Genomic DNA, 26,312 nt, shown 5'->3' on the forward strand with positions numbered 1-26,312 from the left:
CGCTCCCCGAAGGTTGAACTACGGGAGCGACCGACTCGGTACCATGTACGCGGTCGTCGGCTGTAGCGAGTGCTCGCACCTCTGGCTCATCGAGGGGCGCTCGGAGACGACGCAGTGTCCCCGCTGTGGCTCCCGCAAGAAGTACGAGAAGCGAAAGAAGTTCGTCGAGACCGACGACGCCGACCACGCACGCGAGGTGCGCGCCTCGATGCTCGCGAACCGGCAGGGCGCGGGCGAGGCGTTCGCCGAACTCGACTCCTTTGCCGACCTCGAATCGCAGGTCGAGGGCGGCGTCGTCGACGAGACGGAGTACCTCGAGGCGTCGGGCCTCGACGCCGGGGAGATCCGCGACGCGGGCGAGCGGGACCCGCGCGGGCCGGCCCGCGCCGGGAGCAAGAAGGACGTCGTCGAGCGCGCGCTGGAGGACCTCGACCGGCCGACCGAGGAGGAGGTGGTCGCCTACGCCGGCGACCACGGCGTCCCCGCGGACTACGTCGAGACGGCCCTCGAGAAACTCGTCCGCCGCGGCGAGGTCAGCGAGAGTCGCGGCCGGTACCGGAAGCTCTGACCGCCCTCAGAGGGCGCCGGCGGCTTCCGCCAGCGAGACCGCGAGCGTGGCGATCCGCAGGAACAGTTCGACCAGCAACAGGAGCCGGTACGAGCGACGCGTCTCGGGGGCGTCGGGGCAGTCACAGCGCATGGTGGAGCGCCCGCCGGTGCTCGCCGGTCGGACGCGTCTTCGACTACCGGACGGACGGAAAAATACCATCGCCAACACCGCACGGTGAAAGTGAAAGTCGTCGCCGGAGAGAGAATCGCGGGACGCCGGGGTGCGTGCGCGAACAGAGCCCGAAAAGTCGTCTCGACGCCCGCGGCGAAACTGGTTATCGGCCGAGTTCGTCGTGGGCGCTCGCGAGGTGGTTCGAGGCGAGCGCGGCCAGCAGCGAGAGTTCGCCGGCCAGCGCGCCGACGGCGATCACTTCGGCCAGCGCGTCGGCGTTCGCGCCGGCGGGGTCGCCCCCGCCGCGGAGGCCGAGCACGTCGAGCGCCTCCGACTGGGTCGGGAGCTTCGTTCCGCCGCCGACGGTGCCGACTTCGAGGGAGGCCAGCGAGACGGCGGCGTAGAGGTCGGTTTCCCCGTCCTCGCGTTCGCGGGCGTCCATCGTCGTGATGGCGTTCGCGCCCTCGACGACCTGCGCCTCGTCCTGGCCGGTCGCGAGGAACGCCGCGGCGACGACGTTCGCGGCGTGGGCGTTGAACCCGAGGCTGCCGGCCTTCGCGCTGCCGACGAGGTTCTTGCGCGTGTTCGCCTCGACGACGGCGTCCGCGGTGGTGTGCAGGCGCTCCTCGACGACCTCGCCGGGGATCACGACGTCCGCCGTCACGGAGCGGCCCCGGCCCTCGACGGCGTTGATCGCCGCCGGCTTCTTGTCCGAACAGAGGTTGCCGGAGAGCGCGACGAGCGACGCCGGCGTCTCGGCCTCGACGACCTCGCAGGCGGCCTCGGTGGCGATGGTGGCCATGTTCATCCCCATCGCGTCCTTGGCGTCGTAGGCGAACCGGAGGTAGACGGAGTCGCCGACGACGTACGGTTCGACGCCCAGCAACTCGCCGTGGTTCGTCGTCGACTCGGCGGCCTCGCGCAGCGCGTCGAGGTTCCCCTCGACCCACTCGACGGTCTCGGCGGCCTCGGCGACGCCCGCGACGCGGAACACCGGCGCGCGGGTCATCCCGTTCTTCGTGACCCGGGCGGTCGCCCCGCCGGCGCTCCGGATCACCGAGAGCCCGCGGTTGACCGACGCGAGCAGCGCGCCCTCGGTGGTCGCGAGCGGCAGGTAGAACTCGCCGTCGGCCGCGCTGCCGTCGACCTCGGCCGGCCCGACGACGCCCATCGGCACCTGCGCCGCGCCGATCATGTTCTCGATGGCCGTCTCCGCGGTCTCGGCGGGGAACGAGTAGTCGCCGACGGTCCCGAGGTCGGCGCCGGTCTCGGCCTCGATCAGGAGACGGCGGGCCTCGGCGGCCGCGTCGGGGTCCGTGTGCTCCTCGAGTTCGTGCAGTCGGAGGTCGCCCTCGCGGACTCGCTCGGCGAGTGTCTCGGGGTCGCTCATGTGCTGGGGGTGGCGGCCGGGGGTGCTAAGGGTTGCCGATTCGCCGCGCCCGCTTCCCGAACGACTTTGCCGCTCGCGCGCGCGCACTCGGCCATGACCGACGCCGCCGACCGCCTGCTGGTAAACGCCGAGGTGCACACGCTCGCCGACCCGGACGAGGTCCACGAGGCCGTCGCGATCCGCGACGGCGAGGTCGTCCGCGTCGGGACGCGCTACGAGGCCGAGTTCCTCGAAGGCGTCGAGACCGACGTGATCGACTGCGGGGGCCGGGTCGTCGTCCCCGGCTTCGTCGACGCCCACACCCACGTGGAGAACCTCGGCCAGTACCTCGTCCACGCCGACCTCTCCGCCGTCGCGGGACCGGCCGACGCCGTCGACGCCCTCCGCGAGGGGGCCGACCCCGACCGCGAGTGGGTCCTCGGGTTCGGCTACGACGAGAGCGAGTGGGCCGAGGACCGCTACCTCACCCGCGAGGACCTGGACCGGGTGAGCGAGGAGCGGCCCGTCGTCGCGATGCGCGTCGACATGCACACCGCGTCGCTGAACTCGGTCGCGCTCGACCGACTGGTCGAGGCGATGCCCGAGGCGGACGTCGAGACCGAGGGCGGCGAGCCCACGGGGGTCGTCGTCGAGGCGGCGACCGAGGCCGTCTGGGAGGCGATCGAACCCGACTACGCCGAGACGCGCGAACTGGTGACCGCGGCGATCGAACGCGCGGTCTCGCTGGGGGTCACCTGCGTCCACGACAAGGTCCGGGACTCACACGCCCCGCGGGTCTACCGCGACCTCGACCTCGCGGGCGACCTCGACTGCCGGGTGCGGATCGACTACTGGAGCGACCACCTCGAAAGCCTGCTCGACGCCGGGCTGGCGACGAACGCGGGCAGCGAGTTCGTCCGGGTCGGCGGGGTCAAGTCGTACACCGACGGGAGCTTCGGCGGCCGGACGGCGAAGCTGTTCGAGCCCTACGCGGACGCCCCCGCGGGCGACGACGAAGGCGACGACGCCCGCGGCCAGTGGGTCGTCGACCCGGACGAACTCGCCGAACTCGTCGAGCGCGCCGACGGCAACGGCTACCAGATGACCGTCCACGCCATCGGCGACGAGGCGGTCGCGGAGACGGTGGCGGCGCTCGCGGCGACCGACCGCCCCGAGGCGCGCCACCGCGTCGAGCACGCCGAACTCGCGACCGACGAGGCCATCGAGCGGATGGCCGACGCGGGACTCGTCGCCTCCGTCCAGCCGAACTTCCTCCGGTGGGCCGGCGAGGGCGGCCTCTACGACCGCCGCCTCGGCGAGGAGCGCCGGAAGCGGTCGAACCGCTTCCGGACGATGCTCGACGCGGGCGTCCCGCTCGCGTTCGGGTCGGACTGTATGCCCCTCGACCCCCTCCTCGGCGTCCACCACGCGGTAAACGCCCCCGCCGAGGCCCAGCGGCTCTCGGTGACCGAGGCCCTGCGGGCGTACACGCTCGGCGGCGCCTACGCCGGCTTCGACGAGGATCGGCTGGGAACGATCGAGGTCGGCAAGAAGGCGGACCTCGTGGTGCTCGCGGACTCCCCGTGGGAGCGCCCCGACCGGATCGACGGCATCGACGTCGCGGCGACGCTCGTCGACGGCGAGGTCGTCTACGACGCGATGGCGTGAGCCGACCCGCGGGGGACCGTGGCCCTCGGGACCGCGCGCCGGTGACGTGGCCGTCACGTGGTGTCCCGACCGTCGCTGCCGAGTATTTGTGCGTCGAGTCGTAACTGTCGTCCGCACATGACCGAAACGGACTCTGCCGACGTGATCGTGGTCGGCGGCGGCCCCGCCGGCCTGAGCGCGGCGCTTTTCACCGCGAAGAACGGCCTCGAAACGACCGTCTTCGACACGGACGAGACGTGGCTGCACAAGGCCCACCTGTTCAACTACCCCGGCATCGGCTCCGTCGGCGGCAGCGAGTTCGTCGCGACGACCCGCCAGCAGGTCGACGCCTTCGGCGTCGAGCGCCGCCAGGGCGAGGCGGTCACCGGCGTCGCGTCGGTCGAGGGCGGTTTCGCCGTCGAGACCGACGCGGGAACGTACGACGCGCGGTACGTGATCCTCGCGACGGGCGCCGACCGGGAACTCGCGGTCGACCTCGGCTGCGAGACGACCGACGAGGGCGTCGTCGACGTCGACCTCGACATGGAGACGAGCGTCGAGGGCGCCTACGCGACCGGCGCGATGGTCCGCCCCGAGAAGTGGGAGGCGGCCATCTCGGTCGGCGACGGCGCCGCGGCCGCCCTCGACGTGCTGAGCGAGGAGAGAGGCGAACGCTACCACGACTTCGACGTCCCCGCGGACGCCGAGCGCGCGCTCGGTGCGGTGGCCGACGAGTAGCGTTCGAACGATTCGTACGCCGACCGCACGACAGTCGTCTGAATCGGCACGGTCGGTCGAGGTGACGCTCGAATTTATTTTCACGAATACAAATATGTATCTCACACCAACACTTTTGTTACAGTTATACGATACGTGGGCCCGTGAAACGTACTACCGAGCCACACGACGGGGACCGGACCGTTCGATCGCTGTATCGGCGACGGGTTCTCCGGATCGCCGCCTCCGGAACCGCGATTGCAGGGTTGGGAGCGACTCCGGTGAGCGCGGACGAGGGGTTCGTCGAGATCGTCGGGACCGATCCGAGCACCTATCCGGAGATCGACGTGAACGTGCGCGTCGATTCGGACGCAGGACGTGACGGGGAACTCACGGCAGACGATTTCGAGGTGTACGAAGACGGCGAACGGGTGGAGATCATCGACTTCGAGTACTCCGCGTCGTCGCTCGACCTCGTCTTCGTCTTCGACGACTCGGGTAGCATGGGTAACGAGATTTCGTCGATGAAACGGAAGGTCAAGGGGTTGACCGAGGACATCGACGAGGCGGGAATCGACGCGCGGTACGGACTCGTCTCGTTTCGTGACGACGTCGACACCGACCTGACGTTCACCGACGACGCCGATGCGTTGAAAGACGCGGTCGATTCGCTGGAGGCGTACGGCGGCGGTGACTTCCCCGAGGACAACTTCGACGCAATCGTGACGGCACTCGAGGACGACTACCGCGACGACGCGCAGAAAATCGTCGTCGACATCACCGACGCGACGTCTCACTACGACGGGGACGACAGCGGATTCTCGGAATACACGCTCTCGGACGTCGCCACGGCCCTGAACGAACGGGGGGCGAGTTTTGTCGCCGTCTCGCCCGGGTACGACGACCCCGACGCCAGCCTGAAGGTCCTCGCCGAGGAGACCGGCGGCCTGTGGATCGACATCGGCGACGCCGACTTCGATCGGATTCTCGATCGGATCTCCGATCTCGTCGTCGAACTGTACGTTCTCCGATACGAGTCGGACACCGAACCGGGCGGGGTCGGCGAGGTCGGCGTCGAAGTCGAGGATCCGGATCTCGGCACCGACTCGGCCTCCGGGACGGTCTCCGTTCCGGAGGATACAGAGCCGACGGTGCCGTCGCGCTTCACCGAACTCGCGTCCGAGAAGTCGGCTCTCGCCGAGCAGGTCGACGAGAACAGCCTCGGCATCCTCGACGATACCGGACTGGTGTCGCCGGTGATCGACGCGCTGCGGTCCGCCGTGGAGTCGGGCGACGTGGCGGGCGAGACGGCGACAGCCTCTCTCGAGCGGCTTCGGGCCGGCGAGCAGGTGACGGACGCAGTACTGGCCGGCGCGGGCCCGGGTTCGTCCGAGTACAACACGGCCGACACGAACCTCGCGAAGGCGACCGCGAGGTCTGCGGTCAATCCGATGATCGAACTCCTTTTCGCGGGAATCTCCGTCGTGCGCGCCGCGCGCCATCTCCCCTTCGTCGGAGGCGCGGCGAAGCGCGCCGCACGGTACATCGCGGACCTCGTCGCCGACGCGGCCGGGAAGATTAGTTCTCGTCTCGAACGCATCATCCGCGCCCAGGGCGAGGACGCCGGCTTTGCGCTCCTCGGCGAGGTCGAGAGCCGATCCAAGAGCGCCGGGAAGCCGATCGCGGAGGACGAGTTTCGGGAGGCCCGGTCGGAACAGTCCGACGTTCTCGTCGAGGACAACGTCGACGTCCTGTTCGAGGATTACCTGTTCAACGAGGAATACGACTGGTTCGGGAACCCGACCGAACCCCTCGACGAGTCGCTGTACACGCTCGTAGAGGGCGTAGACCCCGACACCGACTCCCCGTCACCGACGGGCGACGACGAGGCCGCGCTCTCCGCGGCCGAAACCGCCCTCGAAGACGTCAACGACATCCAACGGACCACCGTCGAGGAAGTGTCGCAGACCGAGAGCATACTGAAGGCGGTCGGAGTGCTCTCGGGGGTCCTCGCGGCCGCGGCCCTGGTGGCGGGCGTTACGGGGATCGGGTCGCCGGTCGGAGTGGTGCTTGGAGCCGCCTCCGCTCTCCTCGGAATCGGCGTCTCCGTGCCCCTGACGATGGCCAACTGGGGGCTCGGCGTCAACGGAATGCTCGGAACCCGGTACAGACACCAGACCGCCGTCGACGAGATCCTTCATCCCGAGGGGGGTACCTGAAATGTCGGCGAACGTCGTGGCGGTGCTCGACAGCATGGCGGGCGCGCTCGAATCGGAGGAGTACACCCGGTTCCGAGAGGAGCTTTCGGAACTGCTGGCCTCGTACGACGAGGGCCGGCCCGCCGAACGCGCCTTCGCCGAGCGAGCCAAAGCCATCTCGCAGGACAGGGCCGCAGACAGGTTCGCCGCCGACCCCGACGACCTCGACTCCGTCGACCGCTACCTCTTGGAACTGGAGACGACGAACGTCAACCGCGCTGGGGCACTGATCGGTCTCGGCGCGGGCGTGGCATCCGCCGAGACCGTCGACGACGTCGCGGAGTTCGTAACCGAACTGAAAGCCCAGGAGGAGAACCTCGCGGCAGCGCGACGTACCGCGACCTCGACGGTCGAGGCAGCTACGCTCCCCGCGCTGCCGCTCGTATACGGTATCACCGTGGACGATGACGACGATCCGCTCCCGGTCGGTGCCACGACGACGCTCTCGATCACGGTCGGTAACGCGGGTGACGACGCAGCCACCGACGTCTCGGTGGCCATCGAGACCGGTGACGACGTTACGGTCGCCGACTCGGAAAGAACGGTGTCGCTCGATCCCGGCGTGACCGAGCAGGTCTCCGCCGCGATGAGCGTCGAGGAGGCGGGAGACGTCCGTATTCGGGCGGTGCTGAGCTACGACGGGGATGAGTTCGTCGAAACGGAGTCCCTCGAGGTCCTCTCCGTCGAGGGATTCCTCGAACGCGCCGGCCGACGACTGGAGACCCTCACCGAGCGCATTGAGGGGGCGGACGCTTCGCGGGGCGCACAGCGCCGACTCCTGTCGTCCTTGGCTGCTGCGGGTGCCAGTCTCGAGCGGGCGCTGGAGGCGTGGAGTGCGGGCGATCGGCGGCGCACCGACGACCACCTCGCGACGGCGACGAAGCAACTCGGCGCGTTCCTCAACAAACTCGCCGCAGCCGAGGCTGGCCGGGGAACCGGGAACGGACCCGGCGGTGGGGCGACGGTCGAGTTCTCCGCGTGGCACCGGACGAGCTTCGAGGTCGTCGCCACGGAGGTCATCGACCACCTGTCGCGCGTCCGTTCGGCCCGGCTGTAGGACTACTTTTATTATCTGCAACTAACATCCTAACTTATGGTCGTGTCGACGGTATCTCTGGTTGGGTTGGTGTTCACCGTCCTCGTGACCGCGACCGTGTACCTCCTGGGCGTTAGACTGGGCGAGACCCCCGGAACCGCACGACCGGCCCGCGCGTTTCGTCTGGGCTTTCCCCTCGCTGGCGGCCTGATCGTTGTCGCGCTCACGGCCGTGGTCTACGCCGCCGAACACCGCTTTCCGCCGACGGCGGGCGAGACCCCGCTCGACCCGGGCTTGCTACTCGACCTCGGCCTCGCGGGGACGGTGCTCGGCTTCCTCGTGGCGGTCGCGCTGCTCGCGTGGCTCGCTCTGGCGTCGTCCCGCGACCACGAACGCGCGACCGGGGAGGGCCGATGACCGGGGCCGTACCGTCGGTCCTCGATCGGGTGCTCGGACTCCTCGCGCTCGCGTGCCTGGGCGTCGGCGTTGTCGGGCTGGTACTGCTGCCGACGGCGCACGTCAGCCCGGACCACTCCCTGCTCGGCGTGCTCGGCTACAGCGGGTCGGTGTGGCGACTCCGCGAACTGACGGCCGCCGGCTGGCTGGTGGGACTCGGCCTCCTGGCCCTGCTCCGCGGGCTGGATCGGCGCCCGTAGTCGCGGGTGGAGACGGTCGACGAGTAGCTACAGACGCACCCGCTCGCCGGCCTCGGCGGCGTCGTAGGCCCTCTCGATCACGTCGAGGTCCACCACGCCGTCCTCGCCGTCGGGTTCGGGGTCGGTCCCCGTCAGGACGCAGTAGCCGAAGTAGTCGAACTCCTCGCGGACCTCGTCGACCGGCGGCCCGGTGTACTCCGTGCGGACGTCGCCGCTCTCGGCGACGATCTCGTGGGGGACGATGCCGCCGAACGGCGAGGCGATCCGGATCTTCCCCTCGGTGCCCACCAGTTCGAGTTGGCTGGCCGCGTGCGCGTCGAAACTCGCCGTACACGAGGCCGTCGCGCCCGTCGGGAAGGCGAGCTGGAAGGCGACGTGTTCGTCGACCGCGTCGAACGGCTCGCCGCTGGAGTGGGTGTCGGCGTAGACGGCGACGGGATCGCAGTCGAGGACGTAGCGGGCCGTGTTCAGCGGGTAGATGCCGAGGTCGATCAGCGCGCCGCCGCCGGCGAGGCCGGGGTCGAGCCGCCACGTGTCCGGGCCCGCGTACTCCAGCAGCGGGTGCGAGAAGCTGCCGTGGAGCTGGACGACCTCGCCGATCGCCCCGCCGTCGACGAGGTCGTGGGTGCGACGGACCGCCGGCTCGACCTGTAGCCGGTAGGCGGTCATCAGCGTCACGCCCGCGTCGTCGCAGGCGTCGACGATCCGCCGGGCGCGCTCGGCGGTCGTCTCGAGGGGCTTCTCGCAGATGACGTCTTTCCCCCGCTCGGCGGCGGCGATCGCGTACTCGCCGTGGAGGGCGTTCGGCGTCGCGACGTAGACCGCGTCGTAGGCGTCGGCGGCCTCGCCGTCGAGGAAGGCGTCGTAGCCGAGTACGTGCTCGATCCCGAACTCGTCGGCGGTCGCCCGCGCCCGTTCGGTCGAACTGCTGACGAGGACCGTCGTCTCGCAGTACGTTCCGTCGGCGATGCCGGGCAGCGCCCGCTGGCGGGCGAACCCCCCGACGCCGACCACGGCGAGGCGGACGGTGCCGTCGACCGACTCCCACTCCCAGTCGCGGCGCGTGTAGCGGGCGAAGGCGTCCTCGATCTCCATACGGTCGCTACGGGTCGCGGCGAAAAGGCTCCTGTTCAGCGACGCCTGACCGTCACGCGCCCCGACGGTTCTTACCCCTTCCAGTCGATATCTTCGCCGCGGCCGGACTCCCGGAGGATGAACGGGCCGATGGCGAGGGTCCGTTTCGCCACCGTCGCGATCCGCAGGACGAACGAGATCAACAGCAGGAACGGCACGACGGTGACCGTCGTCGCCAGCGCGACGATCCAGATCAGGGCGTCGATCCCGAGGAACGACCCGGTCGCCGTCCCCGCGTCGAAGAAGAGCGTCATCGACGTCGCCACCACCAGCGCCGGCACCGAGACGTACATCATCGCCCGCGAGAGGTTGATCAGCTCCCACTGGAAGTACAGCGTCTTGAAGTGCTCGCGTGCGAGGCCGAACAGTTCGAGCGTCCTGAGCAGGTCGTCGTAGGCCGCCCGCGCCTCGTCGGAGAACGAGTCGGCGTGGACGTTCTCGATCCGGCGCGCGCGGAAAATCTTCCAGGAGTAGTTGTAGTCGAGCGCGGACTCGATGACGTCGTACGTGCCGAACTGGGCGTCTTCGAGGTCCCCGCGGATCGTCTCCGCGTGGGCGGTGAGGTTGTCGACGAAGTCGTCGACGCGCTCGCGCAGGTCCTCGTCGCGGCTCCCCGAGACGGCCTCGCGGAACGCCTCGGCGTGCTCGCCCGAGGCGGCGACGAGCGCCCGGAGGAACGAGGCGGGTTCGGGCGGGCCGATCGGCGCGTCGATCGCCTCCTCGACGTCCTCGCGGAACTCCATCGAGCCGCTGAACCGCTCGCGCTGGTCGGAGACGGCGCCGAGTTCCTGCGAGAGCACCAGCTGATTGATCGTCACGACGAGCGTGACGCCGGTGATGAGCGCGGTCGTCAGCGACTGGAACAGGTAGCGGGTGGGCTGGTCGGTCGCCACGAGTTGACGGAAGGAGACGGGGCTGAACTCGCCGAGGAGGACGAGGGCGACGAAGACGAACGCGACGAGCGCGGCGGTGACGACCCAGCGGCTGGCGTTCAACAGGAGCCACAGCTTCCAGGCGGGGTCCTCGCTGCGCTCGATCATCGTGTCGTCCGGTTCGGACCCGTCGGCGCCCATCGGTCGACGGGGCTACCACGACCCCACGGAAATAGCTACGGCAGGGGGTCGGGGCCTCACCCGTCTTCGAGTACCGCGTCGGGGTCGACGGCCGGTTCGTAGAACGGCCGGCCCTTCCCGACCGGCGACCGCGACTCGGGGGGAATCTCCGTCACGAGGTCCCGCGATTCGAGGCGGTACAGCGAGCGCAGCACGTCGGCCTCCGAGACGGTCCCGACGGCGTCGCGCTCCTCGGCGCGCTCCTTGCAGGCGCGGCGCACCTCGTGGGTCTGGGCCGGCGTCCGCTCTCGCCGGGCCAGTTCCGCGAGCCGTTCGAGGACGAACCGCTCGACGGCCGGGAGGGAATCGAGTTCTCGGTCGTCCGTCACGTGACGACGTTCGACGAGCGTCGTAGTAACCGTTGCCCCCGGTTCGGAGAATCGAGAACGGGTCGTTCAGCTCTCGTCTTCCTGTAGCTCTGCGAGTTCGGCGTCGACGTCCTCGTCGGCGACCTCCGACTCGAGGTCCTCGAGGTCGGCCGCCTCGCCCTCCTCGGGTTCGGTCTCCTCGCCCATCTCGGCTTTCAGCGTCTCGAGTTCGGCCTCGACGCCGCTGTCGGCCGACATCGCCTCGAGTTCGCGGTCGATGCTGTCCTTGTCGGAGATGACGTCCTCGAAAGCGCCGCTCTCGTGGAGTTCGTCGAGGGCGGCCGCGCGCGCCTCCATGTCCTCGGTCTTCTCCTCGGCGCGCTCGATGGCGCGGCCGACGTCCTCGAACTCCTCGCCCGTCGCCGTCATGGCCTCCGAGACGGTCGAACTCGCTTCGGCGGCCTCGTAGCGCGCTTTCATCGTCTCCTTTTTCGTGCGGAACTCCTCGATGCGCGTCTGGAGTTCGTCTTTCTGCTCGATGAGCCGGTTCTGCTGGCTCTGTAGCTCGCCGATCTGGCGCTCTAGGTCCTCGATCTGGTTCATCTTCGTCTTCTTCTTCTCGAGGGCCCGGCGCGCGAGGTCCTCGCGGCCCTGCTGGACCGCCGTGCGCGCCTGCTCGTTGTGCTTGTCGACGTTCTCCTCGAGGCGCCGTTTCTGCATCTCGAGGCGTTTCTTCTGGGTCGTGAGATCCGCGATGCCGCGTTTGACCTGCTGGAGCTGGTCGCGCATCTGCTCGTAGGAGTAGTCCAGCGTCTCGGTCGGGTCCTCTGCCCTGTTGAGAATCGAGTTGATCTTCGACCGGATGACGTACGAGGTCCGAGAGAGGATGCCCATATACCATACGTGTGGCCGGCGGCTCTTAAAAACTTCACTCGGACAACAGTCCGGCCCGCGTCGGGGTGGCGACGGAATCGTGCACGTTCAAGCCGTCGCGGTGCGAACCGCCGCCCGTGACGGACGTACTCGTCCCCGGCGCCCGAGACGTCAGGGGAACGCTCGATGAACCGGACGGCGTCGACGCCGACGCGATCGTGGTTGCCTGCCCGCCCCACCCCCAGCACGGCGGCCACCGCGGCGACCCCCGCCTCGTGGCCGTCGGCGACGCGCTGGGAGAGCGGGGAATCGCCTGTCTGCGGTTCGACTACGGCCCGTGGGACGAGGGCTACGGCGAGCGCGAGGACGTCCGGAACGCGATCCGGTGGGCGCACGACCGGTACGACCGCGTCGGCGTCTTCGGCTTCAGCTTCGGCGCCTCGCTGGCGTTGCTGGCGAGCGCGGACGAGAAACCGGCGGCCGTCTCCGCGCTCGCGCCGACCGCCCGCCTCGCCGCCGATCTGGAGGTCGTGCCCGCGCTCGACTCGCTCTCGATTCCGGTGCAGGTGCTCTACGGGAGCCGCGACGCGACCGTCGACTGGGAACCCGTGGTCGAACGCGCGCGCGAACGCGGCGACGACGTCGTCGAGTGCTCCGCCGACCACTTCTTCGTCGGCCAGTACGAGAAGGTCGCGACGGCGGTTGCGGAGTTTCTCGCGCCGCGACTCGGCTGAACGGGACGAGGGAGCTGTCACGTCCCAGACTGACACCCTCTGTCGCGGTCGCACGCTCCCGAAATCGTTTTCAACCGCTCCCGCGGACACTCGGTATGCCGACGGAACCGGACACCCATTACGACCCCTCGCTGGGGAACAAGTTCATTTTCGTCACCGGCGGGGTGATGTCGGGGCTCGGCAAGGGGATCACGGCCGCGAGCACCGGCCGTCTCCTCAAGAACGCCGGCTTCGACGTGACGGCGGTGAAGATCGACCCCTACCTGAACGTCGACGCGGGGACGATGAACCCCTACCAGCACGGCGAGGTCTACGTGCTGAAAGACGGAGGCGAGGTCGACCTCGACCTGGGGAACTACGAGCGGTTCCTCGACGAGGACATGACCTCGGACCACAACATCACCACGGGGAAGACCTACCAGCACGTCATCGAGAAGGAGCGCGCGGGCGACTACCTCGGGAAGACGGTCCAGATCATCCCGCACGTCACGGACGACATCAAACGGCGCGTCCGGGAGGCCGCCGCGGGGACCGACGTCTGCATCGTCGAGGTCGGCGGCACGGTCGGCGACATCGAGGGGATGCCCTACCTCGAAGCGCTGCGCCAGTTCGCCCACGAGGAACCCGAGGAGAACGTGCTGTTCGTCCACGTCACGCTGGTGCCGTACTCGAAGAACGGCGAGCAGAAGACCAAGCCGACCCAGCACTCGGTCAAGGAGGTGCGCTCGATCGGCCTCCAGCCCGACGTGATCGTCGGCCGCTGTGACGACCCGCTCGAACGGACGACCAAGGAGAAGATCGCCCTGTTCTGTGACATTCCCACGGAGGCGGTGTTCTCGAACCCCGACGTCGAGGACGTCTACCACGTCCCGCTTGTCGTCGAGGACGAGGGCCTCGACCAGTACGTGCTCGAACACTTCGGGCTCGACGGGGAGGCCCTGCCGGAGGGCGAGCGCGCCAACGACTGGCGCCGCATCGTCACCACCGAGAAAGAAGGCGAGGTCGAGGTCGCGCTCGTGGGCAAGTACGATCTGGAGGACGCCTACATGTCGATCCACGAGTCGCTCAAACACGCCGGCTTCGAACTCGGCGTCGACGTGAACGTCCACTGGGTCGACGCGGACGAGATGGCCGACTACCACGCCGAGCGCCTGCGCGGATCGGACGGCGTGATCGTCCCCGGCGGCTTCGGGATGCGCGGCACCGAGGGCAAACTCGAGGCCGTCCGCTACGCCCGCGAGAACGGCATCCCCTTCCTCGGGCTCTGTCTGGGCTTCCAGATGGCCGTCGTCGAGTACGCCCGGAACGTACTCGGTCTGGAGGGCGCTCACTCCGCGGAGATGGACCCCGAGACGCCCCACCCGGTCATCGACATCCTCCCCGAGCAGTACGAGGTCGAGGACATGGGTGGGACGATGCGCCTTGGCGCCCACGAGACCGAGATCGAACCCGACACGCTCGCCCACGAACTCTACGGCGACACCTCCTGTACCGAGCGCCACCGCCACCGCTACGAGGTCAACCCCGAGTACTTCGACGCGTTCGCGGACGAACCGCTCGTCTTCTCCGGCACCGCGGGCAACCGGATGGAGGTTCTCGAACTCGAGGGCCACCCGTACTTCCTCGGGACGCAGTTCCACCCCGAGTACAAGTCCCGGCCCGGCCGGCCGAGTCCGCCGTTCGTGGGGCTGCTGGAGGCGATCATCGACCGCACGGACGCCGACGCGGGCGACCGCGCCGAGACGGAGGTGACCCACTGATGGTCGACGTCGAGACGTTCGTCCCCGAGGCGATCGCCGAGATCGAAGCCGAGGTCGGCGACGCCGACGCCGTCATCGCCCTCTCGGGGGGTGTCGACTCCTCGGTCGCCGCCGCGCTGGCCTACGAGGCCATCGGCGACCGCCTGACGCCGGTCTACGTCGACACCGGGTTGATGCGGAAAGGCGAGACCGAGCAGATCCGCGAGACCTTCTCCTACATGGAGAGCCTGCGGATCGTCGACGCCGAAGACCGGTTCCTCGACGCCCTCGAAGGCGTCACCGACCCCGAGGAGAAGCGGGCGGTGATCGGCGAGCAGTTCATCCGCGAGTTCGAGCGGGAGGCCACGGACGCGGACGCCGACTACCTCGTCCAGGGGACGATCTACCCCGACCGGATCGAGAGCGAGGGGGGCATCAAGTCCCACCACAACGTCGGCGGCCTCCCCGAGGTCGTCGACTTCGACGGCATCGTCGAACCCGTCCGGGACCTCTACAAGGACGAAGTGCGGGAGGTCGCCCGCCACCTCGGCCTCGACGAACTCGTCGCCGAGCGGATGCCGTTCCCCGGCCCCGGCCTCGCCGTGCGCGTGATCGGCGAGGTCACCGAGGAGAAACTCGAAGTGGCCCGCGAGGCCTGCCACGTCGTCGAGGAGGAACTCGAGGAGTACGACCCGTGGCAGGCACTCGCCGCGGTGATCGGCAAGGCCACGGGCGTCAAGGGCGACAACCGCGTCCACGGCTGGGTCGTCGCCGTCCGCTCGGTCGACTCCCGGGACGGCATGACCGCCCGCGCACAGGAGATCGACTGGGAGACGCTCCAGCGCATCCAGTCCCGCATCACGGGCCAGAACGAGAACGTCGCTCGCGTCGTCTACGACGTGACGCACAAACCCCCCGCGACCATCGAGTACGAGTGATGAGAGCGATCGTCGCCGGACCGGACGAGGACGGCATCGCCGACGCGCTCGCCGACGAGGGCGTCGACGTCACCCGAATCGAAGGCGTCGCCTCCCGGCCCGTCCTCGAGGAGGCGGGCGTGCTCGAGGCCGACCTGTACGTGCTGACGGACGTCTCGCAGGCGACCTCGATCCCCATCGCGATCGACCTCAACGACGACCTGCGGACGGTCGTCTACGACCGGGACACAATCCCGGAGTTCGTCCGCGGCCAACTCGACCTCTCGGTCGACCCGCGGCTGGTCGACGCGTCGGTCGTCGCCGAGGAACTGACCGACTGACCGCCACACCCGCGCCGTTCACCGTCCGATCGCCGGAATTATCGGAAAAACGGATAGTAAACTTTCTCGAACCCGATTTCGAGGGATTAAATTCGAGCAAAACTCGGCGGAACTCGGGCTAAGAACGGCTTACGGTCGCCACCCTTCAAGTGGTACCTCCCGGAAGAAGCGGGTGGAGGTCGACGGGCGCACCACAGGTGCAGGCACTTCGTGCCTCGTCGATCCCGTGACTTCCAGCAACCCCACCACAGCACCCTTCCCCACCACCGCTGCAACCGTCGTCGACGCGGGCCACCCAACCCACACCCACACCCACCCTACCGGCCCGCGTCGAACCCTGCAGCTTTCGTGAATACCTCGCCTCGCAGCGACGGCGACGCGCCGTCTCCGTCACCCGTCGGCCGAGCGGAGCGTCCGCAAGACCGGAATCTCGGCGAGTCGCTTCTCGCCCAGCAGGTCCCAGTCGATCCCGTCGGGTTTCGACTGCTCGCCTCCGGCCTCGATCGTCCGCTCGGACGTGACGACCAGGTCCATCGGGACGTCGTGGGCGCCGGTCTCGACGGGGTCGTCGATCACCTGTCGCTCGTGGACCGTCGTCGCGACGGGCGTCGCGTCGTCGACGAGCCCCAGTTCGCGCAGGACGGCGAACTCGAGGTCGCTGTAGCCCTCTCCTTTCCCGATCCGGGCGCCGTCCTCGGTGACCGCGACGCTCCCGGAGACGATCAGGTCGATTCCCTCGACCTCGTCGGGGCCGACCCGAACGCCGTGGTCGGCCGACCCCGAGACGGTCGTCGCGGCGTCGTAGTCGTCGAGTTCGGCCGGGTCGAGTTTCAGGAAGCACTGCTCGTCCGCGAGCCGCGGTACCGCCATGTAGACCGTCTTGCCGTCCCGCAGCGCCCGCCGTCGGACGGGCAACTGCGGCGCGTCGGGGTTTGCCTTGATCGCCCCCGCGGCCGTCCACTCGGGCCGGTCGGCCAGTCGCTCGGCGGCCGCCGCCGCGCCCGCGACGTTCGGAATCCGGCCGTGGGGCGGGAACGGGAACCGGGCGACGCCGCTCTCTTCGAGGTCGTCCCAGACGCGCTCGCGAATCGCCTGTTTCTCCATCGTCACCCGCCCGCTTCGGCCGGGGGACGGTTAGGCGTTCGTCCTCGCGAGCGCGGGTCGGCGATCGACCCGGTGCGGGGTCAGGCGCTCTCGTCGTCCCCGTCCTCGTCGCCGTCGCCGTCGCCGTCCCCGTTCGCCAGCGTCGCCAGCCGCGGTGCCTCCGGGACGACGATCTCCTCGCAGGCGAGCCGCGCGGTCTCGGCGTCGTACGGGAGACAGAAGACCGCGACGCCGTCGGCGACGCCGCCGAGCGCGCGGCGTGTGACGACGCCGGTGCCGATCTCCTCGTAGGAGAGCCAGTGGAACAGGCCGACGAAGGCGGGGAGGTCCTTGTCGAGCAGCGGCCGGACGGCTTCGAGGGTCACGTCCGTGGGTTCGACGCCGGTCCCGCCGACCGTGACGACGACGTCGACGTCGCGGCGGTCGACCAGCCGCGACACCTTCGACTGGACGTTGTCGTGGTCCTTCGCGATGAGTTCGCGCGTCGACACCGCGTGGCCGCCGTCCTCGAACGCCGCGACGACGTCGTCGCCCGCGGGGTCCTCGTCGAGTGAGCCGTTGGCGGTGATCGTGACGACCGCCGCCCGGACCGTCTCGGGCGGTCGGTCCTCCCGGTCCTCGTCTCCGTCCTCGTCCCCGTTTACGCCCCCTTCCGTCGACCGATCGGCCATGCCGGCCCTTGGTCGGCGGGGCCGAAAAGGTGTCGGCCTTCGATTGTGACGGGGTGACACGGCGCCCGAGGATTGATCCTGCGCGGCCGGGACGGACGACCATGAGCGACGATCCGTTCGCGGCGCTCGACCCGCGACGGTACTACGACGAGTACGGCCGCGAGGAGTGGGAGCGCCTCGAAGCGACCCTCGGCGGCCGCCTCGAGTTCTCGGGTACCGCCGACTACCTCCGGCGGTACCTCCCCGACGCGGGCCGCGTTCTCGACGCCGGCGGGGGCGCCGGGCGGTACGCGGTCCACCTCGCCGAGCGGGGCTACGACGTGACGCTGGTCGACCTGAGCGCGCGCCAGTGCGATATCGCCCGCGAGAAGGTGGCGGAGCGCGACCTCGAGGCGCGGGTCTCGGTCGGGCGCGGCGACCTCCGCGCGCTGCCCGTCGAAACGGACGCGTTCGACGCGGTCTGCTGTACGGGCGGTCCGCTCTCGCACGTGGTCGACCCCGACGAGCGCGAGGCCGCCCTCGCGGAACTCCGGCGCGCGGCGCGGCCGGAGGCCCCCGTCTTCGTCTCGGTGATGGGACGGCTCGCGGTCCTGCAGAACCTCGTGCGGAACCCGGAGTACGCCGCCGGGATGGCCGAACTCGCCGCGACCGGCGCGTACACCCCGGAGTTCGCCCGCGAGCACGCCGACGAGCCCGGATTCACGGCCTGTCACTTCTTCCGCGCCGCGGAACTGGAGGCGGCGCTCGAACGGGCCGGCTTCGCCGTCGAGGCGCTCGTCGGCCTCGAAGGGGTCGCCGCCAACGTCGGCGAGCGGCTGTCGACGGACGGCCTCGACCCGGAGACGGTCCGCGAGGTCGAACGCGCCGTCGGGAGGCTGCGGACCGACCCCGCGGTCGTCGACTGGTCGAACCACATCCTCGCGGTTGCCCGGGCCTGAGCGTCACGGTCTTCCAGCATCGTTTTGTGCCGTCTCGTCGTGGCCCCGCGTATGCAGGCCGTCAAGATCACCGGACACGGCGACACGGACGTCATCGAGTACGGCGAGTACCCCGACCCCGAGGTCGGCCCCGACGAGGTGCTCGTGGACGTGAAAGCCGGCGCGCTCAACCACCTCGACGTCTGGGTCCGCCGGGGGCTGCCGGGCGTCGACCTCGAGATGCCCCACGTGCCCGGCAGCGACGCGGCGGGCGTCGTCCGCGAGGTCGGCGCGGACGTCGACCGCTTCGAGGCGGGCGACCGCGTGGCCGTCGCCGCCGGCGTCTACTGCGGGGAGTGCGAGTTCTGTCGCGACGGCGACTACCCGCTGTGTGTCAACTACCACATCATCGGCGAGCACGTCCCGGGCGTCCACGCCGAGTACGCCGCGGTCCCCGCGGAGAACCTGATCCCCGTTCCGGAGGGCGTCGACTGGGTGACCGCCGGGTCGAGCACGCTCGTCTTCCAGACGGCGTGGCGGATGCTGATCGACCGCGCGGACCTCGAAGCGGGCGAGTCCGTGCTCGTCCTCGGGGCCAGCGGCGGCGTCGGGCACGCGGCGCTGCAGATCGCCGACTACGCCGGCGCGGAGGTGTTCGCCACCGGCAGCAGCGAGGAGAAACTCCGCTACGCCGAGGACCACGGCGCCGACCACGTCGTCAACTACGAGGCGGAGAACTTCGCCGACTGGGTGCGCGCGGAGACCGGCAAGCGCGGCGTCGACGTCGTCGTCGACTACGTCGGCGCCGGCACGTGGCGCGACTCGATCAAGAGCCTCGCGAAGGGCGGTCGGCTGGTCACCTGCGGGGGCACCGCGGGCGGCAGCCCCGAGACGGACATCCCGCGGATCTTCTGGAATCAGCTGTCGATCCTCGGTTCGACGATGGCGACGCCCGGCCAGATCGACGACGTGATGGAACTGGTCTGGGACGGCACCTTCGAGCCCGCGATCCGCGAGGTGCTGCCGATGAGCGAGACGGCCCGCGCCCACGACCTGATCGAGAACCGGGAGGGCTTCGGCAAGGTGGTCGTCCGGCCCGACGGCGAACTCGACTGATCGCTCCGGGCGAACCGTGAGCGCTTTGACGGCCGAGTCCCAACTCTCGAAAGTGACTTCGAGCGACGACGGCGGTTACGTTCACGACCCGTCGAGTTTCGACGCGGACGGCCGGCGTTCGCCGGAGGAAGCGGACGCCGACGAGGGGAGCGTCGAGGGGACCCACCCCGACGCGGTCGACCGCGAGTTCGACTGGCGCGGCTGGACGCTGGTCGGCGTCATCGTCTTCACGTTCGTCGTCAGCCCGCTCGCGATCCTGCTGTGGCCGCCGAACCTCCACTACTTCGTCGCGCTGTTGATCCTGCCGTTGCTCCCGGCGGTGCTGCTCGCGGTGACCGCCGTGTGGGCGACGACTCGCCCCTAGTCGAGAACCGCCTCCAGTCGGTCGGCGACCGCCGTCGCGTGGGCGGCGTCGCGCTCCGGAATCCCCTCGCGGTCGGCGTAGGTAGTTACGGCTTCGTGGAGGTCGCGGGCGCGTCGGATCGTGAACGTCTCCTCGCCGGCCTCGATCGTCTCGAAGAGGTCGACGACCCACTCGGGGGGCGTCTCGCCGTTCTCGATCTCCTCGTCCGCTCGCGTCGTCAGGACGTGGTGGGTGACCCACCGCTCCTCGCGCGAGAGTTCGACGTCGCACGTCTCGGTTTCCGGTGGCGGGGAACTCATTTCGTCACACTGGGCCGGGGTTTTTCGTCGGCCCTCGGGGGACACTACGGAGAGGCCCCTAATAAACATTGTCGCTTGTTAGCACACGTTATTCGAGTGACGTGACCGTCCGCGCGGGCGACCGGTCGGCCCGCGACCGCGCCCGTCAGCGCACGTCCCGACGCACCGCGATCTCGAACCACGGACAGAGCCGTAGCTGTCGGTACCACTCGGGGTTGCGGTGGAGGCGCTCGTAGGGGACCCACATCAGTCCCGCCACCTCCTCCTCGTTCGGGTCGAGCGTCGCGTCGTTCAGCGTCAGCTTCAACACGGCACAGACCTCGTGTTCGACGCCCGCGTTCTCGAAGTAGCGTTTGTACTCGAAGCGGTCGGTCAGGCGGAGGTCGTCGTACTGGTCGGGCGCGATCCCGAGTTCCTCCTCGAGGCGCTGTCGGGTCGCCTCCTCCTGGCTCTGGCCGACGGCGGGGTGGGAGGCGACGGTGCCGTCCCAGTAGGTCCCCCAGAGGCGCTTGCGCGGCGACCGCTGGGCGAGCAGGACGTTACCGTCGTGGTCGAAGACCAGCGCGGTGAACGCCCGGTGGCGGATGCCGTCGCCGGTGTGGGCTTCGAGGCGGTTGACGGCTTCGAGTTCCTCGTCGTCGGCGTCGACCGCGATCACCTCCTGTTCGGCGTTCTCGTGTGCGGAGTCGTCCCGGGGTGCGGACATGTTCCCACCAACGGAGAGGTCCGTGAAACCAGTGTCGCCTACCCACGTCAGCCGTCGGCCGCGTCCGGGTCGGGGTCGTACCCCTCGCCGACGGCGACGGTCAGCGCCCCCGGCCGGGTCGCCATCGACAGCCGCGGGGCCGCGAGCATCTCGCCGTCGAGGCTGTACTCGACCGCCCCGTCCCCGCGGTGCTCGACGGTCACCGACGGCGCGCGCCGGCGGACGATGTTCTCCGCCTGCCGGCCGACGGTCGCCTCCAGCGCCGCCTCGCCGACGAGGTCGATCGCGTTCGCCCGCTCGACGATCGTCACCTCGAACAGTCCATCCTCGACGTTCGCCTGCGCCGCCCGCGCGGTCGTAAACCGGCGGCAGTTGCCCACGAGGACGAAGACCGCCTCCCCCTCCCACGGGTCGGCGCCGTCGCCGCGGGTCTCGACGCGCAGCGGGATCGAGTCGAACTCCGAGACGCGTTCGAGGGTCGCCTTGACGTACGCGAGGACGCCGAACTGGCTCTTGCTCTCCGGCGAGGTGGCGCCGCTGGCTTCGGCGGTGACCCCGCCGACACAGGAGTTGACGAACGCCCGCTCGTTGGTGACCCCGAGGTCGACGTCGCGGCGCTCGCCGCCCTCGATCACCTCGAACGCGTGGTCGACGCCCTCGATGCCGACGTTCGTCGCGAAGTTGTTCCCCGTCCCCGCCGGGATCACCCCGAGGGCCGTCCGGTCGAGGGCGTCGGCCGCGAGCAGGCCGTTGACCACCTCGTTGACCGTGCCGTCGCCGCCGGCGGCCGCGACGAGGTCCGCACCCGCGGCGGCCGCCTCGCGGGCCAACTCCGCCGCGTGGCCCTCGCGCTCGCTCCGTCGCACGTCGAAGCCGCGCTCGCGGCCGAGCATCGTGACCCGGGCTACGTGGTCCTCGCCCCCGCTCTTGGGGTTCACCACGATGGTCCGGCCCTCGTCGCCCGCCGGGGCGCCGGTCGTCGGCGCCCGCTCGGTGCCGTCGGTTGGAGCCATACCCCTCGTACCGTGGGCAAGAGCAAAAGGCCCGGGCGTGGTGGTGCAACGCGTGTTCGCCGTCGATCTCCACGCCCACACGCGCTTCTTCCACGGCCGCCGCGCCCTGGGGGACCTGTACGACCCCGTCGGCTTCCGGCTGCTGGCGGCCGCCGCCGGGAGCCGCGGTCTCGACGCCGTCGCCACCACCAACCACGACTACTACACGCCGTTTCCCGAACCGCGGGCGCTCGCGGCGCTGCCGGGCGTCGACCGCGTGACGCCCATCCCGGGCATCGAGATCACCACCACGCGCGGACACGTGCTCGTCGTCGGGCCGGACCCGCCCCGCGAGACGCGACCGGAGGCGCTGACCCCCGCCGAGGCGGTGGCGCTCGCCCACGACCGCGACTGCGCGGCCATCGTCGCCCACCCGTATCGCAACAGCACCGTCCGCGAGGTCGAGGACGTCCCCTTCGACGCCATCGAGGTCAACGGCAAGCACCCGCGGACCCGCGAGGTCGTCGAACGACTCGCCGCGGCGCGTGATCTGCCGCTTGTCGGCGGCAGCGACGCCCACTACCCGATCGAGGTCGGCCGGGCGTACACGCTGGTCGACGCCGACGAGCTAACCCCCGAGGCGGTCGTCGACGCCATCCGCGACGGCGCCGTCGAGGCCCGGATCGACCGGCGCTGGTACCACGAGGGCGCCCAGCGACTCTACCGGACGATCCACGGCCGGAAGGGCTGGCTGGACGAGGTCCCCGCGCCGACGCCCGGCGTCGGCAAACCGCCCGGCGAGGGCGGCGCCTGAGGCCGGTCAGCCGAGTTGCTCGTCGAGGATCAGGCGGGTCTTCGTGCTCACGACCTCGTCTTGCTCGCGCGCCTGCGTGATGAGGCCGTTTACCCCCCGGGTGTCGGCGGCGTCGACGACGAGCACGATGTCCTGTTCGCCCGAGACCTGCCAGACGAAGTCGACCTCCTCCCACTCGGCCATCCGCTGGGAGACCTCGTGGGTGTCGACGTCGACGGCGACGCTGATCTCGATCATCGCCTTCACGTTGCCGGTGCGGGTCGTCACGGTGAACCGCTCGATGACCCCGTCGTCGATCATCCGCTCGACGCGGTTGCGGACGGTCCCCTCGCTGGTCTCGACTTCGTCCGCGATCTCGGTGTACGGCGTGCGGGCGTCTCGTCGGAGGACGCTGAGGATCTGTCGGTCCAGTTCGTCCATAGAGAGTCGACCGTTCGGGCGACGCGCACTTGACGATTACGAATTTCGTAACTCAGCTTCGAAGGCAACACTTATGACGGTGGGTGCGATACGCATCTCGTAATGAACCCGGCCTACGTAGCGCTGGAGAGCGGCCACGTGATCGAGGGGCGTGGTCGCGCTCCGGGCACGGCTCGTGGGGAACTGGTTTTCACGACGGCGTACACGGGCTACGAGGAGAGCCTGACCGACCCCTCCTACGAGGAGCAGGTGCTGACGTTCTCGTACCCGCTGATCGGCAACTACGGCGTCCGCGAGGAGCGCTTCGAGTCCGATCGCGTCCACCCCCGAGCCGTGCTGGCCCGCGAGCTGACCGACGAGGTCGCCGACTGGCTCGCGAGCGAGGGCGTTCCGGCCGTCGACCACCTCGACACCCGCGAGGTCGTCACCGACGTCCGCGAGGGCGGCGCGATGAAGTGCGGCGTCGCCGTCGGCGCGAACGCGACGCCCGACGACGCCGTCGCCGAACTGGAGCGCTGCGAGGCGATGAGCGACCACACCGAGATCGGCGCGCAGGTCAGCGTCGACGACCCGGTCGTCCGCGGCGCCGGCAACGACGGTCCCGAGGTCGCGCTGGTCGACTGCGGCGCGAAGGGCTCGATCGTCGACTCCCTGCTCGCCCGCGAGGCGACCGTCCACGTCCTCCCGCACGACGCCGCCCCCGGCGACGTCGCGGCCGTCGACCCCGACCTCCTGTTCGTCTCGAACGGCCCCGGCGACCCGGCCAACTACGAGGCGGCGATCGACCTCGTCCGGGAGTTCGTCGCGGACACGCCCGTCGCCGGCATCTGTCTGGGCCAGCAGATCGTCGCCGAGGCACTCGGCGGCACCACCGAGAAGATGACCTTCGGCCACCGCGGCGTCAACCAGCCCGTCCTCGACCTCGACTCGGGTCAGGTCGTCATGACCACCCAGAACCACGGCTACACCGTCGCCGACCCCGGCGACCACCTCGAAGTGACGCAGGTCAACGTCAACGACGACACTCCCGAGGGCCTCGACGGCATCGAGTACGACGTCATCACCCGCCAGTACCACCCCGAAGCCAACCCCGGCCCGGAGGACACCCTCGACTTCTTCGACGACGTGCTCGCGATGTCCAGCGCCGACGCCCCGCGAGCCGTCGTCGCCGACGACTGAGCGGCCGACCCGCGCCGACTCAGCCGGCGACTTCGTAGACGACGGTGACCGTCGCCGTCACGCTCACCGGGCCGGAGTCGACGTCGGTGCCCGAATCCGCCGCGTCGATGACCTCGCCGACGCGGTCGATGTCGTCGATTTCGACCTCGAAGGTGTGCGTTCGGTGGGTTGCCCGACAAACATCACTATTCCAAGGTAAAACGCCTCTTTGAGTTTCGGCCGGATCGGACGCCGCTCCCGCGAAGATCGAACGAAACAGCCGCTCGTGCCCCGGTTTCGGCTCAGTCGTGCCGGAACGACCGCTGGCCGGTAAACGCCATCGCCACGTCGTGTTCGTCCGCGGCCGCGATCACGTCCTCGTCGTTGACCGAGCCGCCGGGCTGGACGACCGCCTCGATGCCCGCCTTCGCGGCCTCCTCGATGCCGTCGGGGAACGGGAAGAACGCGTCCGAGGCCATCACGGCCCCCTCGGCGTCCTTGCCTTCCGCGTGCTCGTCGGCTTTCATCGCCGCCAGCCGGACGGCGTCGACGCGGGAGACCTGTCCCATGCCGATGCCGACCGTCTCGGTTCCCGTCGCGAAGAGGATGCCGTTCGACTTGACGTGCTTGAGCGTCTGCCACGCGAAGACCATCGTCTCCAGTTGCTCGTCGGTGGGTTCGCGCTCGGTGACGACTTCCAGGTCCTCGACCGAGAGCGACTGCAGGTCGCGCTCCTGGACGAGGCGGCCGCCGACGATCGGCTTCTCGGTGAATCGCTCCGTCGGTTCGCCGAGTGCTCGCGGCTGGTCGCCGTCGTCTCGCGGCTCCGCCGCTCGACTGTCCGCGGAACTCCGTTCCGCGCTACTCGCGTCCGAGGCGCTACGCGCCTCGCGACCGACGTCGAGTACCCGCAGGTTCTCCTTCTCGCACAGCACGTCCAGCGCCTCGTCGGTGTAGCCGGGCGCGACGACGACCTCCTTGAACGAGTCGGTGATCTGTGCGGCCGTCTCGGCGTCGCACTCGCGGTTCAGCGCGACGATGCCGCCGAAGGCGCTCATCGGGTCCGTCGAGAGCGCCCTCTCGTAGGCCTCGGCGACGGTGTCGGCGGTCGCACAGCCCGCGGGGTTGGTGTGCTTGATCACCGCGGCCGCGGGGTCGTCGAACTCCTTGACGAGGTTCAAGGCGCCGTCGGCGTCGTTGTAGTTGTTGTACGACAGGGCCTTCGCCCCCTCGTTCAACTGGTCGGCGTGGACGACCGAGGCCTCCTCGCAGGTGTAGTCGGCGTAGACGGCGGCGTTCTGGTGGGGGTTCTCGCCGTAGCGGAGGGCATCGAGGCGGTCGCTGGAGACCAGCCGGCGTGCAGGGAGGCCGTCGTCGGCCGCGGCGTCGGCGTCGACGGTCACCTCGCCCGCGTCCAAATCGACGTCGACGGCGCCCTCGGCGAACCACGTCACCGCACGCGGGTACGCGCGGAACTCGCCCTCGTAGAGGACCCGCTCTTTCAGCGTCTCCGTATCGTCGCCCTCGTAGACGGGCACCGGCTCCTGGGTGACGATCGGACCGGCGTCGACCTCCTCCTCGATCACGGTCCCGTCGTCGTCGGTCGCGTCCGTGACGACGTGGACCGTACAGCCGGTGACGGAGACGCCGGCCGCCAGCGCGTCGCCCCACGCGTCCGTCCCGGGGAACGCGGGCAGCAGCGACGGGTGGACGTTCAGCGTCGTCGGCGCGGCGTCGAGGAAGGTATCCGAGAGGATGCGCATGTAGCCGTCGAGGCAGACGAGGTCGAACTCGTACCCGTCGAGGGCCGCGAGCACGCGCTCCTCGTGCTCGCGGCGGTCCGCCCCGTCGCCGAGGGGGACGACCTCGGTCGGAATCCCGCGGTCGGCGGCGGCTTCGAGGACGGGGGCGTCCTCGCGGTTGGTCAGCACGACCGCGAGTTCCGCCCCGCCCGGCGCGCGGTCGGCGATGTTCAGCAGGTTGCGCCCTCGGTTGCCGGCCAGCCCGGCGATTCTCGTCATGGATGAGAGCGCGCCCGCGAGGGGCAAAGGAGTTGCGGTCTCCCGCGCCGAATTATACACGTACGTGGGTCATAATCGGCCACATTCGCCGCGATTCCGCGACGATTATGCACACACGTGGCGTCCGGATCCGACACGCTTTTGGACGGCCCCGGAGCAGGGTCGACC

29 protein-coding genes are annotated in these 26,312 nt (G+C 69.8%); 16 read left to right on the plus strand and 13 right to left on the minus strand.

The features are described from left to right. Window positions 1-43 precede the first annotated feature (43 nt). Window positions 44-568 (plus strand): DUF5817 domain-containing protein, encoded by a 525-nt coding sequence (locus NKG98_RS16135; RefSeq protein WP_254767142.1) that lies wholly within the window; start codon window positions 44-46, stop codon window positions 566-568. A 6-nt stretch (window positions 569-574) separates the two neighbouring features. Here the strand turns inward: NKG98_RS16135 and NKG98_RS19035 are convergent, their stop codons facing one another. Together NKG98_RS19035 and hmgA are read right to left on the minus strand one after the other, a co-directional pair. Beyond that, window positions 575-700: a hypothetical protein gene (locus NKG98_RS19035; protein ID WP_256558432.1), complete on the minus strand. Its 126-nt coding sequence runs from the start codon at window positions 698-700 to the stop codon at window positions 575-577. Window positions 701-884: 184 nt separating this feature from the next. After that, a complete protein-coding gene (hmgA, locus tag NKG98_RS16140) occupies window positions 885-2,111 on the minus strand; it encodes a hydroxymethylglutaryl-CoA reductase (NADPH) (protein ID WP_254767144.1) in 1,227 nt (408 codons plus the stop codon). Between the two features lie 93 nt (window positions 2,112-2,204). On the opposite strand from hmgA, the gene NKG98_RS16145 reads away from it, so the two are divergent. The 6 genes from NKG98_RS16145 to NKG98_RS16170 all read left to right on the plus strand — a co-directional run bounded on the left by NKG98_RS16145 (window position 2,205) and on the right by NKG98_RS16170 (window position 8,404). Continuing rightward, the gene (locus tag NKG98_RS16145) at window positions 2,205-3,758 is read left to right on the plus strand and encodes an amidohydrolase (RefSeq protein WP_254767146.1); all 1,554 of its coding nucleotides are present in this window, start codon (window positions 2,205-2,207) and stop codon (window positions 3,756-3,758) included. Between the two features lie 117 nt (window positions 3,759-3,875). Beyond that, on the plus strand, window positions 3,876-4,475 hold the full coding sequence (locus NKG98_RS16150) for an NAD(P)/FAD-dependent oxidoreductase (RefSeq protein WP_254767148.1): 600 nt from the start codon (window positions 3,876-3,878) through the stop codon (window positions 4,473-4,475). Between the two features lie 260 nt (window positions 4,476-4,735). Then, window positions 4,736-6,673 (plus strand): vWA domain-containing protein, encoded by a 1,938-nt coding sequence (locus NKG98_RS16155; RefSeq protein ID WP_254767150.1) that lies wholly within the window; start codon window positions 4,736-4,738, stop codon window positions 6,671-6,673. A 34-nt stretch (window positions 6,674-6,707) separates the two neighbouring features. Beyond that, window positions 6,708-7,769 (plus strand): CARDB domain-containing protein, encoded by a 1,062-nt coding sequence (locus tag NKG98_RS16160; protein WP_254767152.1) that lies wholly within the window; start codon window positions 6,708-6,710, stop codon window positions 7,767-7,769. Between the two features lie 36 nt (window positions 7,770-7,805). Then, window positions 7,806-8,165: a hypothetical protein gene (locus NKG98_RS16165; protein WP_254767153.1), complete on the plus strand. Its 360-nt coding sequence runs from the start codon at window positions 7,806-7,808 to the stop codon at window positions 8,163-8,165. After that, window positions 8,162-8,404 (plus strand): hypothetical protein, encoded by a 243-nt coding sequence (locus NKG98_RS16170; RefSeq protein WP_254767155.1) that lies wholly within the window; start codon window positions 8,162-8,164, stop codon window positions 8,402-8,404. Before NKG98_RS16165 ends, NKG98_RS16170 begins: the two co-directional genes overlap by 4 nt. 27 nt (window positions 8,405-8,431) lie before the next feature. Here NKG98_RS16170 and gfo6 read toward each other — a convergent pair whose 3' ends face one another. From gfo6 to NKG98_RS16190, 4 genes are all read right to left on the minus strand, one after another. Beyond that, window positions 8,432-9,499 (minus strand): D-xylose 1-dehydrogenase Gfo6, encoded by a 1,068-nt coding sequence (gene gfo6, locus NKG98_RS16175; protein WP_254767157.1) that lies wholly within the window; start codon window positions 9,497-9,499, stop codon window positions 8,432-8,434. Window positions 9,500-9,570: 71 nt separating this feature from the next. Beyond that, window positions 9,571-10,611, minus strand: coding sequence for a DUF7972 family membrane protein (locus tag NKG98_RS16180; protein ID WP_254767158.1), 1,041 nt, complete (start codon window positions 10,609-10,611; stop codon window positions 9,571-9,573). 56 nt (window positions 10,612-10,667) lie between these two features. Beyond that, window positions 10,668-10,979 carry a hypothetical protein gene (locus tag NKG98_RS16185; RefSeq protein ID WP_254767159.1) on the minus strand — a complete coding sequence of 104 codons (312 nt, stop codon included), beginning with the start codon at window positions 10,977-10,979 and terminating at the stop codon, window positions 10,668-10,670. Between the two features lie 66 nt (window positions 10,980-11,045). Beyond that, window positions 11,046-11,852 (minus strand): PspA/IM30 family protein, encoded by an 807-nt coding sequence (locus NKG98_RS16190; RefSeq protein ID WP_254767160.1) that lies wholly within the window; start codon window positions 11,850-11,852, stop codon window positions 11,046-11,048. A 116-nt stretch (window positions 11,853-11,968) separates the two neighbouring features. Here NKG98_RS16190 and NKG98_RS16195 point away from each other — a divergent pair, with 116 nt between their 5' ends. The 4 genes from NKG98_RS16195 (at window position 11,969) to NKG98_RS16210 (ending at window position 15,562) form a co-directional block, all read left to right on the plus strand. Then, window positions 11,969-12,565: an alpha/beta hydrolase gene (locus tag NKG98_RS16195; protein ID WP_254767161.1), complete on the plus strand. Its 597-nt coding sequence runs from the start codon at window positions 11,969-11,971 to the stop codon at window positions 12,563-12,565. A 95-nt stretch (window positions 12,566-12,660) separates the two neighbouring features. Beyond that, entirely contained in the window at window positions 12,661-14,325 is a 1,665-nt protein-coding gene (gene pyrG / locus NKG98_RS16200) for a CTP synthase (RefSeq protein WP_254767162.1), read from the plus strand. Further along, entirely contained in the window at window positions 14,325-15,242 is a 918-nt protein-coding gene (gene guaA, locus NKG98_RS16205) for a glutamine-hydrolyzing GMP synthase (protein WP_254767163.1), read from the plus strand. Before pyrG ends, guaA begins: the two co-directional genes overlap by 1 nt. Continuing rightward, window positions 15,242-15,562, plus strand: a complete 321-nt coding sequence (locus NKG98_RS16210) for a DUF7126 family protein (RefSeq protein ID WP_254767164.1) — start codon at window positions 15,242-15,244, stop codon at window positions 15,560-15,562. Before guaA ends, NKG98_RS16210 begins: the two co-directional genes overlap by 1 nt. 390 nt (window positions 15,563-15,952) lie before the next feature. On the opposite strand, the gene NKG98_RS16215 is transcribed toward NKG98_RS16210, so the two are convergent. Both NKG98_RS16215 and NKG98_RS16220 read right to left on the minus strand, forming a co-directional pair. Continuing rightward, complete coding sequence (locus NKG98_RS16215) at window positions 15,953-16,666, minus strand: 5-formyltetrahydrofolate cyclo-ligase (RefSeq protein WP_254767166.1); 714 nt, start codon at window positions 16,664-16,666, stop codon at window positions 15,953-15,955. A gap of 80 nt (window positions 16,667-16,746) precedes the next feature. After that, entirely contained in the window at window positions 16,747-17,337 is a 591-nt protein-coding gene (locus tag NKG98_RS16220; protein ID WP_254767168.1) for a MogA/MoaB family molybdenum cofactor biosynthesis protein, read from the minus strand. Between the two features lie 101 nt (window positions 17,338-17,438). Here NKG98_RS16220 and NKG98_RS16225 point away from each other — a divergent pair, with 101 nt between their 5' ends. From NKG98_RS16225 to NKG98_RS16235, 3 genes are read left to right on the plus strand one after another with little or no spacing between them, the layout of a single operon-like run. After that, a complete protein-coding gene (locus NKG98_RS16225; RefSeq protein ID WP_254767169.1) occupies window positions 17,439-18,275 on the plus strand; it encodes a class I SAM-dependent methyltransferase in 837 nt (278 codons plus the stop codon). A gap of 51 nt (window positions 18,276-18,326) precedes the next feature. Then, the gene (locus NKG98_RS16230) at window positions 18,327-19,370 is read left to right on the plus strand and encodes a zinc-binding dehydrogenase (protein WP_254767170.1); all 1,044 of its coding nucleotides are present in this window, start codon (window positions 18,327-18,329) and stop codon (window positions 19,368-19,370) included. Between the two features lie 52 nt (window positions 19,371-19,422). Next, entirely contained in the window at window positions 19,423-19,734 is a 312-nt protein-coding gene (locus NKG98_RS16235; RefSeq protein ID WP_254767171.1) for a DUF7977 family protein, read from the plus strand. Here the strand turns inward: NKG98_RS16235 and NKG98_RS16240 are convergent. From NKG98_RS16240 to NKG98_RS16250, 3 genes are all read right to left on the minus strand, one after another. Beyond that, complete coding sequence (locus tag NKG98_RS16240) at window positions 19,731-20,033, minus strand: DUF7853 family protein (protein WP_254767172.1); 303 nt, start codon at window positions 20,031-20,033, stop codon at window positions 19,731-19,733. The genes NKG98_RS16235 and NKG98_RS16240 overlap by 4 nt on opposite strands. Window positions 20,034-20,178: 145 nt before the next feature. Next, the gene (locus NKG98_RS16245; protein WP_254767173.1) at window positions 20,179-20,739 is read right to left on the minus strand and encodes an NUDIX hydrolase; all 561 of its coding nucleotides are present in this window, start codon (window positions 20,737-20,739) and stop codon (window positions 20,179-20,181) included. A gap of 47 nt (window positions 20,740-20,786) precedes the next feature. Further along, window positions 20,787-21,752 carry a diacylglycerol/lipid kinase family protein gene (locus NKG98_RS16250; RefSeq protein ID WP_254767174.1) on the minus strand — a complete coding sequence of 322 codons (966 nt, stop codon included), beginning with the start codon at window positions 21,750-21,752 and terminating at the stop codon, window positions 20,787-20,789. Between the two features lie 52 nt (window positions 21,753-21,804). Here NKG98_RS16250 and NKG98_RS16255 point away from each other — a divergent pair, with 52 nt between their 5' ends. Continuing rightward, window positions 21,805-22,545, plus strand: coding sequence for a CehA/McbA family metallohydrolase (locus NKG98_RS16255; protein ID WP_254767175.1), 741 nt, complete (start codon window positions 21,805-21,807; stop codon window positions 22,543-22,545). A gap of 6 nt (window positions 22,546-22,551) precedes the next feature. On the opposite strand, the gene NKG98_RS16260 is transcribed toward NKG98_RS16255, so the two are convergent. Beyond that, a complete protein-coding gene (locus tag NKG98_RS16260) occupies window positions 22,552-22,965 on the minus strand; it encodes an Lrp/AsnC family transcriptional regulator (RefSeq protein ID WP_254767176.1) in 414 nt (137 codons plus the stop codon). A 102-nt stretch (window positions 22,966-23,067) separates the two neighbouring features. Between NKG98_RS16260 and carA the strand changes: the two genes are divergently transcribed. Beyond that, window positions 23,068-24,144 (plus strand): glutamine-hydrolyzing carbamoyl-phosphate synthase small subunit, encoded by a 1,077-nt coding sequence (gene carA / locus NKG98_RS16265; RefSeq protein WP_254767177.1) that lies wholly within the window; start codon window positions 23,068-23,070, stop codon window positions 24,142-24,144. A 281-nt stretch (window positions 24,145-24,425) separates the two neighbouring features. Here carA and NKG98_RS16270 read toward each other — a convergent pair whose 3' ends face one another. Then, a complete protein-coding gene (locus NKG98_RS16270) occupies window positions 24,426-26,144 on the minus strand; it encodes a formyltransferase family protein (protein WP_254767179.1) in 1,719 nt (572 codons plus the stop codon). Between the last annotated feature and the right edge of the window lie 168 nt (window positions 26,145-26,312).

This window comes from Salinilacihabitans rarus, from assembly GCF_024296665.1.
Taxonomy (GTDB): domain Archaea; phylum Halobacteriota; class Halobacteria; order Halobacteriales; family Natrialbaceae; genus Salinilacihabitans; species Salinilacihabitans rarus.